This is a genomic window from Pararoseomonas sp. SCSIO 73927 (assembly GCF_037040815.1).
Taxonomy (GTDB): domain Bacteria; phylum Pseudomonadota; class Alphaproteobacteria; order Acetobacterales; family Acetobacteraceae; genus Roseomonas.
Genome location: NZ_CP146232.1, coordinates 5,199,670 through 5,216,004, shown reverse-complemented (window position 1 = coordinate 5,216,004; position 16,335 = coordinate 5,199,670). Strand labels below are relative to the sequence as shown.

Sequence of the window (16,335 nt, the reverse complement as noted above, 5' to 3'; positions counted from 1 at the left end):
CTTACTCCACCCGCTCCAGCCGCCCGTCCTCGTAGAGGCGGGCGCGGGTGCGCCGGTTGATCCAGCAGTTGAACGCTACGGCCACGGGCGTGAAGCCGTGCCCCGCCGCGTACTCCACATGCACGCCCAGCGCCGTGGTGTCCCCGCCCGTGCCCATCGGCCCGAACCCCGTGGCGTTCACGGCGCGCAGCAGCCGCTCCTCCATTGCTGCCAGGATCGGCTCCGGGTTTACCGTGCCGTAGGGCCGCAGCGTCGCGCGGGCCGCCAGCTTCGCGCAGTAGTCGAAGGTGCCGCCGATCCCCACGCCGATGCTCACCGGCGGGCAGTGCTGGGAACCCGCCTTCAGCACGCACTCCATGACGTAGCGCTCGATCTGCTCCAGCGTCGGGAAGGTGAAAATCTCCATCGCCGCCCAGCGCCCGGAGCCGAGCGCCTTGGGCTGGCACACGATCTCCACATGGTCCGCCCCGTCCGCCAGGTCCCAGGTGACCAGCGGCATCTCCTTCCCGCGATAGCTGCGCTCGTTCGTCAGCGGGTTGGTCACGTGCTTCAGCAGCGGCGGGTTGGTCGTCGCCACCAGTTCGTCGAACCCGTCCGCGACGGCCCGTTTGATGTCCCCCTCCAGCCGCACCCCGGTCCCGATGGAGATGACGTAGTTCGGCACCCCGGAATCGGAGCAGACCAGCCGGTCCTGCGTCTCCGCCATCTCCGCGCTGCGCAGCAGGATGCCCAGCGTCTTCCGTGCCACCTGGTTCGTCTCGCTCTCCCGCGCGCGGCGCAGCGCGTCCAGCGTGTCGTCCGGCACCTTCCGCAACGACCACTCGTAGAGCTGGGCGGTCGCGCGCTTCATCATGTCGTAGGTGATCGGCATCTCGCCTCTCAGTCCTCGAAGAAGGGCGTTTCCTCCTCCACCCCGCCGCGCAGGTGGATGTCGAAACGGAACACGCGCGCTCCGTCCCGCTCACCCTCCGGCACGGCCACGATCTTCGCGCGCCGCGCCTCGGGCACGAGGACCAGCAGCGGATCGGCCGCATTGGCCTCGGTGAAGTCCGGGAAGAACAGCGTCGCCAGCACGCGCCGCATCAGCCCGGCTCCCATGACGGTCAGGTTGACATGCGGCGCCCGCCGCCCCGCCGGGTCGTCGTAGCCGCCGGGCATCAGGGTGCGGAACTCGTAATGCCCCTCCGCATCCGTCCAGGCCCGCCCCCAGCCCAGGAAGTCCGGATCGGCCAGGTGCTGCTCTGGGTCGGCTGGATGCTTGAACCGGCCCTCCGCATCCGCCTGCCAGGCTTCCAGGATCATGTTGATGCAGGGAAGGCCACCCTCCTTCGTCACCCGCCCGCGGATCAGGATCGCCTCTCCGCGCGCCGTGGGCTGCGCCCCCGCGTGCAGCCGCGTCAGGTCGTTGTCGCCCTCCGTGAAGAAGGTCCGCGGGAAGAACGGCCCGATCGTGTGCTGGGAGACTGGCGCAAAGGTGTCCATCGGCTCAGGCCTCCGGCGTCGCGTAGCGGCCGCGCAGGACGATGTCGTGGGTGAAGGCGATCCACCCGTCGCCCACCTCGGCCGGATGCGTCTGCCGCGCCACCAGCCGGTCCCGCGCCGCCGCGTCCGGAATGGATTGCAGGATCCGGTCCCACTCGTTCATCGGGTCGCCCGGGAAGTACATCTGCGTCACCAGCCGCGAGAGCGAGGAGGGCCCGAGCACGGAGAAATGGACGTGCGGCGGCCGCCACCACGTGTCCTTCACCGGCACGGGATAGGCACCGGGCTTGATCGTGAAGAAGGCGTAGCGCCCCTCCTCATCCGTCCGCACGCGGCCATTGCCCACGAAGTTCGGGTCCAGCGGTGCGTCGCGCTGGTCGATCGGGTGGTAGTAGCGCCCGGCCGCGTTCGCCTGCCAGAGCTCCACCACCGCCCCGCGCACCGGCCGCCCCGCCTCGTCCAGGATGCGGCCGGACATGTGCATCAGCTGCCCCTGCGCCATCCGCCCCGGCCCGAGCACGGCCAGGTTGCTCTCGTCGCAGGGCAGCTTGCGCCACAGCTCCAGCGGCCCCGTCGCCTCGGTGCGCGTCACCGGGCGGCGGATCAGGGGCTGGGCGGGGGTGTGCGTCCAGGTGTTGGGGTAGCCCTCGATCGGCACCGCCGGCTCGATCCCCTCCGGGAAGGGCTCGAAGCGATCGGGGAAGGGCGGCGGGGGGAAGTTGGTGTCCATGGCGGCCCGCTCCTCTTCCCTCACTCGTCCGGCCTGAAACCGGACGCGGCGACGATCGGGCCCCAGGCGGCCGTCTCGCGCGCGATGCGCTCGCGGAAGGCGCCGGGCTCCATCGTCGCCGGCGCGATGTCGATCCGCGTCAGCGCGTCCCGGATCTCCGCCGTGCCCGCCGCGGCCACGATCGCCTCGTGCAGGGCGGAGACCGTGGCGGGCGAAGCCCCGGCCGGCAGCATCGCGCCGTACCACTCCTCGTGCACCAGGTCGGGGAAGCCGGATTCCGCGAAGGTCGGCACTTCCTGCAGCCGCGGCAGGCGCTGCGGCGAGGAGATGGCGAGGAGCCGCACCTCACCCGCCCGATGGAAGGCCGTCAGCTCGCCCAGCGGCAGGATCACCGCCGCCAGCGTGCCGCCCAGCAGGTCCGCCGCCGCCGGGGCGGAGCCGCGATAGGGGATGTGACTCATCGTCAGCCCGGCCATGCGCGCCATCTCCGTGCCGATGAAGTGCGGCATGGAGCCCGGAACGGGCGAGGCCCAGTCCACGGAGGGGCGGCCCTTCCCCCAGGCCACGAACTCCTGCAGCGTCCGCGCCGGGTGCTTCGAGGAGACCGCGAGCCCGAAGGGAAACAGGCAGACCGGCGAGACCGGCGTGAAGTCCTTCAGCGGGTCGTAGCGCAGCGTCCGCGAGTAGAGATGCGGGTAGATCGTCATCATGGAGGCGGGCGTGATGACGAAGGCCGTGCCGTCCGGCGCCAACGGCTTCAGGGCCTCGAGCGCCAGGCGCCCGCCGGCGCCGGGCCGGTTGTCCACCACCATCCCCATCCCGCCGGCGCGCAGCCGCTCGACATAGAGACGGGTGACGCTGTCCGCCGTGCCGCCGGGCGGGAATCCGACGATGGCGCGGCCTGTGCGCGCGCCCTGGCCGAGGGCCGGGCCCGCCGCGGCCGCCGCCGCGCCCAGGGTTCCGAGAAGGGCCGCGCGGCGGCCAATCGGCATGCTCATTCCTGTTCCAACCTTCCGGACGTTCCGCGCGGGCCGTTCCGGCCCTGCGCTGCGGATCGAAGCTTGAGCCCGATCCCCTGGACGGGGGCAAGCCTGCCGGAAACGCCTCCCTTATGTCAATCGACTGACCTTTTGACATTCAGCACCGCCGCTGGCACCGTTCCCGGCCAGAGGGCAGGGGGAGGGAAGGGGATGCGGCGTCGCTCGGCGGCCACGGCCCTCGCGCTGCTGACGATCGGATTGCCGGGGATGCCTGCCGCGATGGTGGAACACGACACGCTGGACATCCCCGCCGGGCGGCTGACCCTGATGCGGGAGGGAAGCGGGCCCCTCATCCTCCTCCTGCCCTCCCTCGGAAGGGGACAGGAGGATTTCGACGACCTCGCCCCGCGTCTCGCCGCCGCCGGATTCCGCGTGCTGCGGCCGGAGCCGCGCGGCATCGGCGGCTCCACCCCGCTCCACCCCGGCGCCACGCTGCACGACATGGCGGCCGACGTGGCGCTCGCGATCGAGGCGGAGCGCGCCGGCCCCGCCATCGTCGCGGGCCATGCGGCGGGGAACTGGGTGGCGCGCGTGCTCTCGCACGACCGGCCGGACCTTGTGCGCGCTGTCGCGCTCCTTGCCGCCGTGACCGGCACGGAGGTGGACCCGGAGATCCGCCGCTCCATCACCGCCAGCTTCACCCTCACCCTGTCGGACGAGGAGCGCCTGTCGCACCTCCGCCGCGCCTACTTCGCGCCCGGCAACGACGCGACGGTGTGGTTGCCGGGCTGGCACCCCGAGGTCTCCATCGCCCAGCGCGCCGCGGCCGCCGCCACCGCCGACAAGGCCTGGCTCCGCGCGGCGGAGCGCCACCCGCTGCTCTACGTCGCCGCCGCCGAGGACGCGATCGCGGCACCCCCCTCGCTCGAGGAATTGCGCGCCAGCCTCGGCCCGCAGGTGACCCGGGTGGTGGTGGAGCGGGCCGGCCACGCCCTGGTGCCGGAACAGCCCGCCGCCGTGGCGGAAGCCCTCATCGCCTTCGCGCGGAACCTCCCCTGATCCGCCGTCCCGCCGGGGACCGGCACCACCCACGCCTGAGCGGAGAGAAGCCTTGAGAGACGGGACGCAATCGGTGCGCGCGAACGGCCTCCTCTTCCACTGCCGCCTCGATGGGCCGGAGGGTGCGCCCCCGATGGTGTTCAGCAACTCCCTCGTGACGAACCTCTCCGTCTGGAACGAGCAGGTCGCCGTCCTCGCCGGCCGCCACCGCATCCTCCGCTACGACCAGCGCGGCCACGGCGGCACGGAAGTCCCGCCCGACCCCGCGAGCCTGGACGTCCTGGCGGAGGACGCCGCCGCGCTGATGGACGTGTTCGGCATCCGCAGCGCGGTCGTCGTTGGCGTCTCCATGGGTGCCGCCACCGCGCTCCTCCTCGCCGCGCGCCGTCCGGACCTCGTCTCCGCCGTCATCGCCTCGGACGGGCAGGCCGCCACCGCGCCGGGCGGGGCACAGGCCTGGCAGGACCGCATGGACCTCGCACGCCAGAAGGGCATGGAGGCCTTCGCCGCGGTCACGGTGGCCCGCTGGTTCTCCCCCGCCTCCACCGCGGCGGGGCACCCGGCCATCCCCCGCGTGCGGGACATGATCGCGACGACGCCCGAACCCGGCTTCGTCGCCTGCGCCCGCGCCCTGCAATCCTACGACATCCGCGCGGAGCTCCCCGGCCTGCGCCAGCCCGTCCTGCTGGTCGCCGGGGCCGCCGACGGCGCCATGCCCACCACCATGCGCGCCATGACCGGATCCATCTCCAACGCCCGCTTCGTCGAGATCCCCGATGCCGGCCATCTTCCCTGCATCGAGGCGCCCGGCCCCTTCAACGCGGCCGTGGAATCCTTCCTTGCGGAGGTGCTGCGCCCGGCCTAGCCGCCCGGCGGCCGCGCGCCCCAGGTCAGCATCGCCTGGAAGGTCCCGCCGCCTGTCCGCCGGACCTCGTAGCTCTCCTTCTTCGCAGGCCCTGCCAGGTGCAGCGCCCCCAGCACCGTGTAGGGCGCGCGCGGCTCGCAGAAGGCCCCCTCCGCGTCGTTCCACATCGGCGGCCCGCGGTCGCAGATCCAGTTGTAGCGCGGCGGCAGGATCGCCGCCGGCAGCCGCCCGCGCCCCAGCAGGCGCCCCGCCGTCAGCAGGTTCAGCGCGTACTGGTCGTGCGGCGCGACGGTGCCGGACCGCCTGTAGGCGCCCTCGTAGTTGGCCGCCCAGGCATCCCAGTGCGGCGCCGTGTCCGTCATGCAGAAGATCCCGGCATTGACGGGCGTCGCCACCATCAGCCAGGCCGCGTCCAGCACCCCGAAGCCGAGATAGGTGTGCTTCGCCATCCAGGCCATCAGCCAGGCCTGGAACCGGTAGTCCGGGGATCGCTCATGCGCGATCGACAGCCCCTTCGCCGCCGCGCCCTCCAGGTAGGCGTCCACGCAGTCCCGCCGCTGCAGCCAGGCGTCGCCGTCCACGTAAAGGTACCGGCCATAGCCCGGGAAATAGTCCCGGAAATAGGGGCGCGAGATGTAGCCGAGGTGGTGCGCCGGCACGGACCCCGCCGTCACGCCGAAATGCCCGCGCGGCGTCGCGAACTCCGCCCCGCGCTCCGCCAGCCAGGCCCGGTCCTCCCCGGTCAGCCCGAGGTCCATCACCCGCAGCGGCACCTCCTCCATCCCCGGCAGCGCGCGCAGGGACGAAACCATCCCCCGCATGAAGCCCATGAAGTTCGTGTCCCCCGCCGTCACCACGACCAGGTCGCGCGGCACCATTCCCGCCATGCTCATCCTCTTCCCACCAGCCGTGTCACCACCCGCACCAGCCGCCGCAGCAGCACGCGCCGGGCCAGCCCCAGCAGCACGAACCACAGCACCGCCCCCGCCGCCACCTGCACCGCCAGCACGATCGCGGGCGGCCATCCCGCCAATCCCGCCCCGAGAAGGTGAACGGCCACCCCCATCACCCCCGCGAGCAGCGCGAGGGCGGGCAGCCCCCGTGCCTGCCGCAGGGCGGAAAGCCCCGCCGCGCCGCGCAGCGCCCACACCTCCACCGGCAGCGCGAGGAGCGCGCGCCAGGCATAGACCGCCGTGGCGCCGACCAGCCCGGGCCCGAGCAGCGGGATCGCCAGCAGCGCCGGCACCTCCGCCAGCCGCACCCCCAGCACCGCGCGCGGCCGCCCGAGCGCCGTCAGCGCCGGCACCGCGTAGAGCCGCGCGAAGGTCAGCATCGCCGCCACCGAGAGCACGGCCACCAGCGGCGCCGCCGGCGCCCAGCCCGGCCCGAACACCGCCGCCACCATCGCCGGCGCCACCGCCGCCAGCCCCGCGAAAAGGGGAAAGGTGATCGCGCAGGTCAGCTCCGTCGCGCCGGACCACAGCGCCCGCAGCGCCCGGTGCCGCTCCTGCAGGCGCGCCATCAGCGGCAGCGCCGGCTGCACCAGCGCGCCCGCCACCGTCGCGCGCAGCATGTCCACGACGCGGGAGGCGAGGGAGAACTGCCCCGCCGCCTCCAGCCCCAGCGCCGCGCCGATCTGCAGCGTCAGCAGCCGGTGCACCGCCCATTCCACGATCAGCGCGCCCGTCGCCGTGCCGCCGAACCCCGCCAGCTCCCGCGTCTCCGCCGGCGCCACCCGCAGCCGCGGCCGGTCCGGCGCCCCGAGCCAGAGCACCACGGCCGAGAGCCAGACCTGCAGCAGGTGCTGCGCCACCATCGCCCAGACCCCCGCGTCCGCGAAGGCCAGGGCGATCCCCGCGAGGAAGGAGACCGCCCGCGCGATGAGGGAGCGCGCGGCGAGCGAGCGGAACCGGAACTCCCGCCGGCTGCGCGCGACGAGCGCGGAGGCGAGCCCGGAGGCGGGGAGGGAGAGCGACATCCAGGCCAGGACGAGAGGAAGGCTCCCGTCCACCACCCCGCCCAGCAGCGGCTCGGCCGCCCAGCACAGCCCGGCCATCAGCAGCCCCATCCCGGCCGATGCGGTGAAGGCCGCGTCGAAGTGCCGGTCCTCCACCGAGCGGCGCTGCACCAGCGCGTCGTGGAACAGCATCTCCACCGGCAGGTTCAGCAGCTGCACGACGCCGAGCGCGAGCGCCGCCAGCCCCACCTCCGCCGGCGTCAGCAGCCGCGCGAAGACGACGAGCGCGACGAGGGAGAGGACCGTGAGGCTGCCGCCCTCCACCACCGACCAGAGCAGCGCGCGCCCCCGGCCCGATCCGAGATTCGAGACGTGCGGCTGCGGCCCGCTGGGCGGCGCCTGTGAAGGCGCCCGAGGGGGCGGATAAGGCGGAGCGGGCGAGGGAGAGCCTCCTGGCAGGCGCGCCACGGGGCCCGGAGGCGTGGAAGAGGCGCTTTACGAACGCTAGCACGGAACCACCCGGGCGTGTAGGGATGCCGCCTGTGTCGCAACCGGGGCGCCGGAGCCGGGGGGGCCGGAGCCGGGGGGCCACCGGCCGAGGGGGCTCTCTTGCGCGTCGCGCTCGTCGATCCGTCGCTGTTCACGCTGCCCTACGACGCGGCCCTGGCGCGCGCCCTAGCGGCTGCGGGGCACCACGTCGTGCTGCACGCCCGCGCCCCGCGCGCCGAGGACGGCGACGCCGCGGGCCTGGAGGTCGCGCCCGACTTCTACCCCGTCACCGAGCCCGCCGCCGGCCGCCGTCCCCTGCCGGGCCCGCTCCGCCTTCTCGCCAAGGGGCTGGACCACGGCGCCTCCATGCTCCGCCTCCTCGCCCGCCTGCGGCGGGAGCGCCCGGACGTCATCCACTTCCAGTGGCTCCCCCTGCCGGCGCTGGACCGCGCCGTCCTGCCCGCACTCCGCCGCATCGCCCCGCTGGTGCTGACCGTGCACGACACGGAACCCTCCAACGGCGACGCCTCCGCGCTGCGCCGCGCCGGCTTCCTGGCCTGCCTGCGCGGGATGGATCGGCTGGTGGTCCACACCGCCCAGGGCGAATCGCGCCTGCGCGCCCTCGGCCTGGACCCGGCCCGGATCGCGCGCATGCCGCACCCGCCGCTGCTCCCCGTCGCCGCCGGCACCGCGCCGGACGCGGAGGACGCCCCGCCCGCTGTCCTGCTGCTCGGCAAGATCCAGCCCTACAAGGGCGCCGACCTGCTCGTGGAGGCCTTCGCCCGCCTCCCCGAAGCCCTGCGCGCCGCCGTCCCCCTGCGGATCGTCGGCAAGCCGATGATGGACCTCGCCCCGCTCCGTGCCCTGGCGGAAGCGCGCGGCGTCGCCCTGGACCTGCGCCCGGGCTTCGTGCCGGACGAGGCCTTCGCGGCCCTCCTCTCCCCCGGCACGATCGCCGCCTTCCCCTATCGCGAGATCGAGGCCAGCGGCGTGCTCGGCATCGCGCTGGCGCGCGGCCGCCCCGTGGTCGCCTCCCGCCTCGGCACCTTCGCCGAGGTGCTGGACGCGCCGGACCCGCCCGGCATCGCCGTGCCGCCCGGCGACGCCGCCGCCCTGGCCGCCGCGCTGGAGCGCGTCCTCACGGATCGCGCCCTGGCCGCCCGCATGTCCGCCCGCGCGCTCGACATCGCGCGCGACACGGCAGGCTGGGCCGAATCCGCCGCTGCCCACGCGGCGCTCTACGAAGCGGCCCGTTCCACGGCCGCCCGACCTCCGCAATGACGGAACGGCAGAGGGCCGAGGACGTCGCCGCCACCTTCACCGCGATCCTGATGCTCTCGGCGATCCTGCTGCAGCGCTTCGCCATCCCGGTGGGGGATCAGTTCATCTCCCTCGTCGGCCCGCTCGGCCTCGCGGCGGCGGGCTGGGCGATGCTGGCGGGCGGCCTCGTGCTCGATCCCCGCCGCTTCGCGATCTTCCTCCTCCTCGTCTTCGTCGCGGCCGTCAGCACCGCCTTCGCCGTCGCCGCCTCGCCGCCGATGCTGCCGCCGGTCTCCTGGACCTCCGTCGCACACTTCCTCGGCCTTACCGCCTTCGCCACCCTCGGCTTCGCGCGGGCGCTGCCGGAGCGGCGCTTCTTCGGCATCATCCAGTCCGCGCTCACCCTCTGCGCCGGGCTCGGCCTCGCGCAGTTCGCGGCGCAGTTCGTGCTGGGGCAGGGCATGCCCGGCCTCTTCACCTTCGCGGGCGTCCTGCCGGACGCGATCCTCGTCCCCGGCTACAACACCGTCATCCCCGCCAGCGATGGCGGCGCCCTCCTCAAATCCAACGGCCTCACCCTCGTGGAGCCCTCGGTCTTCGCCCAGTACATGGCCCTCGGCCTCATCATTGAGATCGCGGTCTTCCGCCGCCTCTCCCACCTGCTGCTCTTCCCCGTCGCCCTCGTCGCCTCCGTCTCCGGCACGGGCTGGATCGTGCTCGGCGTCTTCCTCCTCCGCGTCGCCCTCGGGCAACGCAACGGGCTCCTCCTCGCCGGGGCCACCGCCCTTGTCCTCGGCCTCGCCCTCGGCATTCTCGCCTTCGCCCTGCCGGACGTGTTCGCCGCCTTCGCGGAGCGCGCGGACGAGTTCCGGCGCATCGGCACCTCCGGCCACGCCCGCTTCGTCACGCCCTACTGGCTGCTGGACTTCGCGATGGAGCGGACGAGCTGGGCGCCCTTCCTCGGCCTCGGCGCCAGCACCGCCGAGCGCCTGCCCGTGACCTACGAGAACACCGCCAACGTCCCGGTGAAACTGGCGATCGAGTACGGCTTCCCCGCCGTCGCCATCTACCTCGCCCTCTATCTCGTGGCGGAGCGCACGCCGCGCCAGTCGCTCCTCCTGCCCGCGCTGCTCTTCCTCGTCCTCTTCGCCGGCGGATACCAGCAGTTCCCGCCCGTGCTCTTCCCCGTCCTCCTCATCGCCGCCGTTGCGCGCCTGCGGCCGGCGGAAAAGGGGGCCGTTGAGATGGAGGGGGAGGGGACGAACCCGGGGGAGGCGATCCCGGCGGCCGCGGAACCCGCGCGGTGAAGCCCCGGCCCGCGCCGCCCGGCAAAGGCCCGCCGCCCGCGGTCGAGGCCCCGTTCCCGCAGTTCGGCCGCGCCCGCCACCGGGCCGCACCACCCGGCTGCATCGCCGAGGCGGGCCAAGCGCCCCCGCGCGCGGTTCACCCCCCAACGCGCGGTGGCGCGCCTGCCGTCCCGACAGGGCAGCCCGCACCCGTCCTTCCTCCGTCCATTTCCTTGGCGCCCATTTCCTTGGCGCCCATGTCCTTGGCGCCCGTCACCCAACCGCCCGTGCCTCGATCGGCCGGCCCTGCAGCGCCTGCTCGTGCCGCCCTGCCGCCCGGGCCTGCCCCGATCCGAGATCCCATATCTCCACCCACCGGCGCCTCCTCGAAGCCCCGCACCGGCCCGCCCCCCGCGGCCGACACACCCTTCCCCTGCTTCGGCCGCCGTACCGCCGCTCGCCCGCGCACGATCCCCGCCCCGCCGCCGCGCTCCGCCCGCTCCGTCGCCGCGGTCGCCGTGGCCCTCCTCGTCGCCATCGGCCTGCCGCGCCTCGCCCGCTCCGTCCTGCCGGACCCGCTGCCGCCGCTGCCCCCCGCCACGATCCAGCCGCGCGGCAAGGACGGGCCGCAGGGCATGCGCGTCGGCACCGCCACCCTCAACGCCACGGCGGAGGCCGGTGCTGGCTACGACAGCAACCTCTTCGCGCAGGGCCGCCGCAACGCCGTCGGCGACGCCTTCCGCACGGAGGCCCTGCGCGCGCGCCTGGATACGGACTGGCGCCGCGACGCGCTCTCGCTGGAGGCAACGGTCACCGACATCGGCTACGCCAGCCGCCACGCCAACAACACCACGGATTACAGCGTCGCCGCCGCCGGCCGCTGGGACGCGACGCGCGAGCTGGCCTTCGCCGGCTCCTACCGCCACCTGCGCGGCCACCTCTCCGTCAGCGACCCCTCCGCCCAGGCCCTCGGCGTCCTCCTGCCCGTGCCCTTCGACACGGACGAGGCCCGCGCCTCCGCCACCTGGACCGTGGGCGGCCTCACCGTGAAGGGCGAGGCCGCCGCCGCCTCCCTCCGCTTCGGCTCGGCCGGCGGCACCTCCCTGGCCTCGAGCAACCGCGACCAGGCCGGGATCGGCGTCGCCGCCGCCTACGCCTTCACGCCGGGCAACGCCGTCACCCTCGCCGCCTCCACCGACGCCATCCGGCAGGAGAGCCGGGCCTCGCGCGTCTATGACGGCCAGGCCTGGCAGGTCGTCGCCGGCGGCTCCTGGACCTCGGACGCCGTGTGGCGCGCCCGCGCCTCCCTCGGCTACCTCTACCGCAGCTTCGAGGGGGGCGGCATCAAGCCGCTCCAGGGCCTCGCCGCCGAGGCCCTCCTCACCTGGATCCCCACCCGCACCACCGCCGTCACCCTCTCCGCCCGCCGCGGCCTCGACGACCTGGTGCGCGCCGACCCCATCCCCAACATCCGCAACCTCGTCTCCCTGCTTCTCCAGCACGAGGCGACGCGGGAGCTCACCCTCACCGGGGAACTGCGGCTGGAGCGGCTGGAGCTGAGCCAGCCGCGCCGGAGGATTGAGGACGCGGCCGCGGCCATCGGCCTGGAGTGGCGCTTCGGCCGCCACCTCGCCCTTCTCGCCTCCTACGAGCGCTCCACCCGCCTCGGCGGCTATCCCGGCCTGCCGGACTTCGACCGGGACTTCCTCTCCCTGCGGCTCCGCGGCGGCCTCTGAACGCCTTCAGCCCCGCCCAGCGCCCCACTCAGCGCCCCACTCAGCGCCCTGTTTCTGGCCGGACGGCGAGCCCCCCCGGCGCGGCCGCCTTCGCCCCCTCCCGCGGCGCGCGCCGCCGCTCCGCGCGCAGCAGGTCGCGCGCGGGAAGCTCCACCAGCCGGTGCAGCAGCGCCGCCGCGACGAGGCACAGCGCGACCGCCGGCAGCACGGAGAGCGGATGCGCCGCGTCCACCCCCGGCGCCAGGACTCGCATGGCGTTCTTGTACGCGGACCAGACCACTGCGTGGACCATGTAGAGGGCGAAGCTGATCTCGCCGAGATAGACCACGGCCGGCCTCGCCATCGCCCGGCCCAGGAGGTCCCGCGGGTTGCACAGCGCGAGGACGAAAAGGGCGAAGGCGGCGACGAAGGGCAGCAGCGAATCGTCGGGCAGCAGCCAGCACCCGGCGAGAACCGCCGCGGCCACCGCCGCCCCCGCCCGGCGGTCCAGCCGGCGCGACAGGTTCCACCGCCCCTCCGCCTCGCGCAGCACGAGGCCGAGCGTGAAGCCGCAGGCGATCCGCCCGATCGGGTGCCCGACAAGGGCCGTGCCCGTGCCCAGCAGCGCCAGCAGCCCGAGAAGAACCCAGCCCGGCGTGGGAAGCCGCAGCAGCAGGCGGCAGAGGAGGGGATAGGCGATGTAGGCCGTCCACTCCGCCGAGATCGACCAGGCCGGCACGTTGGGCGAGGCGTAGCCGAACCAGGTCTGCACCATCAGCGCGCTCAGCAGCACGCCCGTGGGCGTGTAGGCCGCGGCGTTCGCCGGGTCGGCGGGCACGCGGCCGAACACCAGCGCGGCAACCGCGAAGAGCAGCAGTGCCCCGAGCATCGTCACCATGTGCAGCGGCCAGATGCGGGCGAAGCGGTAGAGCAGGAAGCGCCCCGCATCGCGCCACCGCAGCCCCGCCGCGAAGGCGTCGCGGTAGACGTGGTGGATGATGAAGCCGCTGAGGATGAAGAAGAAGTCCACGCCGAGGCTGCCGCGCCCGAACAGCACCTCCAGCCCGAACCAGGAGGCGTAGGGCTCGGCGGTGTGGTCCAGCGACAGGTGGTAGGCCACCACGGCCAGGGCCGCGGGACCGCGCGCGCCCGTGAGCGCCGGGATGTCCTGCCGCGGCGCCAGCGCCGTTCCGTTCATCATCGACCTCGCCTCGTCCGGGGCAGGTTGCCCGACCTGCCGGCCGGGCCCAAGCCACCCTGCGGCAGGGCAGGGAAGGGCGGCGCCCGGCGATCCGGTCCAGCAAGCACGTTTCCCGGAGTCATGGCGGAACCCGGATAACCCGGGCCTAACGCGCTCCGACTTCGGCGGATGCGGCGCCGATCAGGGCTCGAGGAGCGACAGCACGCCGATCCCGATCCCGACCCAGAGGGCGGACGAGATCAGGACCCCGATCATCAAACCCCGGACAGCGATCATGGAACGGCGTTCCTTGTCGGTCAGACCTCTGCGGCACGGCGCATGCCACAACCAATGGTTTAGTCTCGCCAGGGCCAGATGACAACCACAGGTTACATTCCGGCCGCCCTGGCGGGGTTCATCTGGGCCACCACACCCTTCTGGCCATGTTGTTACAACTTCAACCCGCGAATCTCTATAGGATGTTGGTAGGGACGGCGCCCGATCCACTGCCGTGCCCGGCGCGCCCATCGGTGCGCGCGGATATCAGTCGGCGCTACAAGCAGTCAGCGCGGCAACCAGGCAGGACGGACAGACAGGGTGAATTCCATGCCGCGGTTCCGGCAACCCCCCACCGGATCCGGTGCGGGGGGCGAGCCCTCCCTCCCGGCCTCCATCCTGCCCGGCCTACTGCGGGGATGGTGGATGATCGTGCTCGGCGCCCTGGCCGGCGGCGCCGTCGTCTTCCTCGTGGTCGGCAGCCTCCCGCGCAGCTGGACGGCGGAGGCTCTCCTTGCCCTCGACACCCAGCGCGTCGCCATTCCCGAGCTGCAGGGCGTCCTCGGCGGGGAGAGCCCGGGCGACCCCATGCCCGTCGTCCGCAGCGAGGTGCAGGCGCTGCGCGCCCCCAGCCTCCTCCGCCAGGCCGCCGGCGATTCGGGCGTCGCCAACCTGCCCGCCATCGCGGAGGCGGCGCGCACCGCCGGCCTGCCGGACGCGCTCGGGGAACGCCTCTCGGTCTTCAACGACAACCGCAGCCTCGTCATCTCCGTCGCCTTCACCGCGCCGGACCCGGCCGCGGCGTCCCGCTTCGTCAACGCGCTCGTGGACCGCTACCTCGCCGACAAGTCCGCCCTCCGGTCGGAGGCGAACCGCGCCGGCTACGCCGCCCTCGTCGCCCGCGCCAACGAGCTGCGGGCGGAAGTGACGGCGCTGGAGGGCCAGGTGGCCCAGGCCCGCGCCGAGCAGGACGTGGTCGTCACCCGCGCCGGCTCCGTGCAGCAGCAGCAGCTGGAGGACCTCTCCGCCGCCCTGGCGCGCGTGACCGCGGAGCGGGCCGAGGCGGTCGCGGCTTGGGAGCGCGCGCGGACCGCCGGCTCCGCCGCCGACCTCTCGGACGTGGTGAACAGCGAGACCATCGCCCGCCTGCGGGAGCGGGAAGCGGAGGCCGGCCGTATCGCCGCCGAGGCCGCCCGCCGCTACGGCCCGAACCACCCGGACCGCCGCGCCGCGGTTGCAGAGCTGGCGGCGGTGCGCGGCGCCACGGGCGGCGAGATCTCGCGGATCGTCGCCTCGCTCCGGGCCCGGGCCGATTCCGCCCGCGCCCGGGAGCGCGCCCTGGCCGACCGCCTGACCCAGGTGACCACGAATGCCGCCGGGATCGCCGCGCGCCAGACCGACCTGCAGCGGCTGGAGCGCGAGGTGGAGGCCCGGCGCGAGCTGCTGCGCAACCTCAACGCCCGCGTGGAGCAGACCGGGGTGGAGGCGCGGGCCACGCTGCCCTCCGGCGTGCGCGTCCTGTCCCGGGCGGAGACGCCCGTCCGCCCCTCCGGCCCGAAGCGGGGCCTCGCCACCGGCTTCGGCCTGCTGGCGGGAGCTGCCCTCGGCGCCCTCCTCGCCCTTCTCGTCGGGCTGCGCCGCCGCGCCGCGCCGGCGCGCACGGCCCAGGCCGGCCGGTCGCTGCGGGGCGCCCCGGCCGAGCCGATGACCCCACACCTGACCGCCCCTGCGGCGCCGCCGGAGCCCGAGCTGGAGGCGCCGCGCGCGCCGCCCCGCCGCGCGGAGCCGCCCCCGCCCCGCGTCCCGCCGCCGCGGAGCGACAGCCTGCCCCGCTTCGGCCAGCGGCGCCCCGCGGCTCGCTCCCCCGCGGAGTAGCGTCGCCGCGCCCTACCCCCGCGCGGAGGCGGGCGGCGCCCAGGTCTGGTAGCGCCGCCCGGCGAGGGACTCGACCAGCCCCAGCCCCGTCGCCAGGAAGGCCGCGCCCGCCGCGACGAGCTTCCCCGCCGGCCCCGACGGCCAGGCCCAGCCCAGCACCCCGGTGGCGGCCGCCAGCCCCACCAGCGCCGCCGCCAGACCGGTCCACCCGGCCAGGGCCAGCCCCAGCGGCGTCAGCACCATCGCCGCCACCAGCAGCCAGCCCGACCACCAGCGCAGCCACTTGTGGGACAGGTACTTGTACCGCTCCAGCGGCGGCAGGCGGCGCAGCCGCGGTGCCAGGGCGCGGTGCACGTTATAGGCCTGGCAGGCGATCCGCCGCTTGCGCCGGAACTCCTCCCGCACCCCCGTCACCGGCGGCTCCAGCGCCACCGCATCCGCCGCGCGCGCGATCCGCGAACCCTCCAGCAGGACGGAGAGGGAGACGTACATGTCGTCGATCAGGTCGTCCGGCGGCGGCCGGTGCAGGGCGCGGCGGAAGGCGAAGATGCTGCCATCCGCCGTCACCCCGCCGCCCGTCGCCTCCTCCAGCGCCTTCACCCGCTCCTCGATCCGCCAGAACAGGTTCCCCGTCTCGCCCATCGCGGTCTCGCCCGCATCCGCATAGACGAGATGCCCGCAGACCAGCCCCACGGAAGGGTCTGCGAAGGGCGCCAGCAGCCGCGGCAGCGCCTCGTCCTCGAACATCACGTTGGCGTCGGTGCAGACCACCACCTCCGCCTCCGTCGCGGCCACCAGCCGGTTCATCCCGTGCGTCTTGCCGCGCCGCCGCTCCGCCTCGAGGACCCGGATGCCCTCGAAGCCCCGCAGGATCTCCGCCGTCCCGTCGCTCGCCCGATCCACCCAGGCCAGGATCTCCAGCCCCGGCACCGCCCGCCGCATGCGCAGCATGTTCGCTGCCTTCGCCGCGATCACCGGCGCCTCGTTGTAGGCGCAGACAAGCAGCGCGACGCGGGTGGGCACCGGCACCGTCCGCGCCGGCGGGGAAGGGGGCCTCAGCCGCGCGAGGACCGCGAGCGAGAGCGGGTAGGTGACGAAGGGGTGCAGCGCCAGCGCCGCCGAGGCCACCCCCGCCCCCGCCAGGGCCCAGCCGAGAACCATGCGCGTCCGCTCCTCTCGCC

General features: G+C 74.4%; 14 protein-coding genes. 6 read left to right on the top strand and 8 right to left on the bottom strand.

Annotated elements, in window-relative coordinates; all coding sequences use genetic code 11:
- Window position 1: 1 nt before the first annotated feature.
- From VQH23_RS24645 to VQH23_RS24630, 4 genes are read right to left on the bottom strand one after another with little or no spacing between them, the layout of a single operon-like run.
- Window positions 2-871: a fumarate hydratase gene (locus VQH23_RS24645; protein WP_338663308.1), complete on the bottom strand. Its 870-nt coding sequence runs from the start codon at window positions 869-871 to the stop codon at window positions 2-4.
- Between the two features lie 8 nt (window positions 872-879).
- Window positions 880-1,482 carry a protocatechuate 3,4-dioxygenase subunit alpha gene (gene pcaG / locus VQH23_RS24640; RefSeq protein WP_338663307.1) on the bottom strand — a complete coding sequence of 201 codons (603 nt, stop codon included), beginning with the start codon at window positions 1,480-1,482 and terminating at the stop codon, window positions 880-882.
- 4 nt (window positions 1,483-1,486) lie between these two features.
- Window positions 1,487-2,212 carry a protocatechuate 3,4-dioxygenase subunit beta gene (locus tag VQH23_RS24635; RefSeq protein WP_338663306.1) on the bottom strand — a complete coding sequence of 242 codons (726 nt, stop codon included), beginning with the start codon at window positions 2,210-2,212 and terminating at the stop codon, window positions 1,487-1,489.
- Between the two features lie 20 nt (window positions 2,213-2,232).
- Window positions 2,233-3,210 (bottom strand): tripartite tricarboxylate transporter substrate-binding protein, encoded by a 978-nt coding sequence (locus VQH23_RS24630; RefSeq protein ID WP_338663305.1) that lies wholly within the window; start codon window positions 3,208-3,210, stop codon window positions 2,233-2,235.
- 192 nt (window positions 3,211-3,402) lie between these two features.
- On the opposite strand from VQH23_RS24630, the gene VQH23_RS24625 reads away from it, so the two are divergent.
- Together VQH23_RS24625 and VQH23_RS24620 are read left to right on the top strand one after the other, a co-directional pair.
- The gene (locus VQH23_RS24625) at window positions 3,403-4,251 is read left to right on the top strand and encodes an alpha/beta hydrolase (RefSeq protein WP_338663304.1); all 849 of its coding nucleotides are present in this window, start codon (window positions 3,403-3,405) and stop codon (window positions 4,249-4,251) included.
- 52 nt (window positions 4,252-4,303) lie between these two features.
- Window positions 4,304-5,116 carry an alpha/beta fold hydrolase gene (locus tag VQH23_RS24620; protein ID WP_338663303.1) on the top strand — a complete coding sequence of 271 codons (813 nt, stop codon included), beginning with the start codon at window positions 4,304-4,306 and terminating at the stop codon, window positions 5,114-5,116.
- Here VQH23_RS24620 and VQH23_RS24615 read toward each other — a convergent pair.
- Window positions 5,113-6,009, bottom strand: coding sequence for a hypothetical protein (locus VQH23_RS24615; protein ID WP_338663302.1), 897 nt, complete (start codon window positions 6,007-6,009; stop codon window positions 5,113-5,115). The two genes, VQH23_RS24620 and VQH23_RS24615, sit on opposite strands and share 4 nt — an antisense overlap.
- Complete coding sequence (locus tag VQH23_RS24610) at window positions 6,006-7,400, bottom strand: oligosaccharide flippase family protein (protein WP_338663301.1); 1,395 nt, start codon at window positions 7,398-7,400, stop codon at window positions 6,006-6,008. The genes VQH23_RS24615 and VQH23_RS24610 overlap by 4 nt, the downstream gene beginning before the upstream one ends.
- A 282-nt stretch (window positions 7,401-7,682) precedes the next feature.
- On the opposite strand from VQH23_RS24610, the gene VQH23_RS24605 reads away from it, so the two are divergent.
- From VQH23_RS24605 to VQH23_RS24595, 3 genes are all read left to right on the top strand, one after another.
- Window positions 7,683-8,843, top strand: a complete 1,161-nt coding sequence (locus tag VQH23_RS24605; RefSeq protein ID WP_338663300.1) for a glycosyltransferase — start codon at window positions 7,683-7,685, stop codon at window positions 8,841-8,843.
- On the top strand, window positions 8,840-10,129 hold the full coding sequence (locus VQH23_RS24600) for a hypothetical protein (protein ID WP_338663299.1): 1,290 nt from the start codon (window positions 8,840-8,842) through the stop codon (window positions 10,127-10,129). Before VQH23_RS24605 ends, VQH23_RS24600 begins: the two co-directional genes overlap by 4 nt.
- Window positions 10,130-10,626: 497 nt before the next feature.
- Complete coding sequence (locus tag VQH23_RS24595) at window positions 10,627-11,844, top strand: outer membrane beta-barrel protein (RefSeq protein WP_338663298.1); 1,218 nt, start codon at window positions 10,627-10,629, stop codon at window positions 11,842-11,844.
- A gap of 40 nt (window positions 11,845-11,884) precedes the next feature.
- Here the strand turns inward: VQH23_RS24595 and VQH23_RS24590 are convergent, their stop codons facing one another.
- On the bottom strand, window positions 11,885-13,024 hold the full coding sequence (locus VQH23_RS24590) for an acyltransferase (protein ID WP_338663297.1): 1,140 nt from the start codon (window positions 13,022-13,024) through the stop codon (window positions 11,885-11,887).
- A 681-nt stretch (window positions 13,025-13,705) separates the two neighbouring features.
- Between VQH23_RS24590 and VQH23_RS24585 the strand changes: the two genes are divergently transcribed.
- Window positions 13,706-15,154: a GumC family protein gene (locus VQH23_RS24585; RefSeq protein ID WP_338663296.1), complete on the top strand. Its 1,449-nt coding sequence runs from the start codon at window positions 13,706-13,708 to the stop codon at window positions 15,152-15,154.
- 12 nt (window positions 15,155-15,166) lie between these two features.
- On the opposite strand, the gene VQH23_RS24580 is transcribed toward VQH23_RS24585, so the two are convergent.
- A complete protein-coding gene (locus tag VQH23_RS24580) occupies window positions 15,167-16,315 on the bottom strand; it encodes a glycosyltransferase (protein ID WP_338663295.1) in 1,149 nt (382 codons plus the stop codon).
- Window positions 16,316-16,335: the final 20 nt, after the last annotated feature.

Excerpts from the sequence above, each read along its gene's own strand:
- pcaG (WP_338663307.1), bottom strand. The coding sequence starts at position 1,482 with ATGGACACCTTTGCGCCAGTCTCCCAGCACACGATCGGGCCGTTCTTC.
- VQH23_RS24580 (WP_338663295.1), bottom strand. The coding sequence starts at position 16,315 with ATGGTTCTCGGCTGGGCCCTGGCGGGGGCGGGGGTGGCCTCGGCGGCG.
- VQH23_RS24615 (WP_338663302.1), bottom strand. The coding sequence starts at position 6,009 with ATGAGCATGGCGGGAATGGTGCCGCGCGACCTGGTCGTGGTGACGGCG.
- VQH23_RS24590 (WP_338663297.1), bottom strand. The coding sequence starts at position 13,024 with ATGATGAACGGAACGGCGCTGGCGCCGCGGCAGGACATCCCGGCGCTC.
- VQH23_RS24645 (WP_338663308.1), bottom strand. The coding sequence starts at position 871 with ATGCCGATCACCTACGACATGATGAAGCGCGCGACCGCCCAGCTCTAC.
- VQH23_RS24635 (WP_338663306.1), bottom strand. The coding sequence starts at position 2,212 with ATGGACACCAACTTCCCCCCGCCGCCCTTCCCCGATCGCTTCGAGCCC.
- VQH23_RS24630 (WP_338663305.1), bottom strand. The coding sequence starts at position 3,210 with ATGAGCATGCCGATTGGCCGCCGCGCGGCCCTTCTCGGAACCCTGGGC.
- VQH23_RS24625 (WP_338663304.1), top strand. The coding sequence starts at position 3,403 with ATGCGGCGTCGCTCGGCGGCCACGGCCCTCGCGCTGCTGACGATCGGA.
- VQH23_RS24585 (WP_338663296.1), top strand. The coding sequence starts at position 13,706 with ATGATCGTGCTCGGCGCCCTGGCCGGCGGCGCCGTCGTCTTCCTCGTG.
- VQH23_RS24600 (WP_338663299.1), top strand. The coding sequence starts at position 8,840 with ATGACGGAACGGCAGAGGGCCGAGGACGTCGCCGCCACCTTCACCGCG.